Source organism: Haloarcula amylolytica JCM 13557 (genome assembly GCF_000336615.1).
In the GTDB taxonomy this organism is placed as follows: Archaea; Halobacteriota; Halobacteria; order Halobacteriales; family Haloarculaceae; genus Haloarcula; species Haloarcula amylolytica.
Map to the genome: position 1 here is coordinate 1 of NZ_AOLW01000080.1, position 297 is coordinate 297.

General features: G+C 53.5%; 1 rRNA gene. It reads right to left on the reverse strand.

Annotated elements, in window-relative coordinates:
• Nucleotides 1–282, reverse strand: a 23S ribosomal RNA gene (locus C442_RS22510); the annotation flags it as partial.
• Nucleotides 283–297 lie beyond the last annotated feature (15 nt).

Sequence of the window (297 nt, forward strand, 5' to 3'; positions counted from 1 at the left end):
TAGCCCTGACACCACATTGCCCGTGAGGGCTTCGGTTTGGGCTGTATCGCGTTCACTCGCGGTTACTAACGACATCACGTTGCGTTTTCTTTTCCTCCCGATACTGAGATGTTTCAGTTCTCGGGGTTCCTCATTGCGCGAAGCAATTGTTAGAGAGATTCTCATTCGGAAATCCATGGTTCTTCGCCTCCGTGCGGCTCCCCATGGCTTATCGCAGCTTGGCACGTCCTTCATCAGCGCCTGAGCCGAGCAATCCACCAGCTGGCATAGTAGCCAACGTCGTTGTGACTCGTTCAA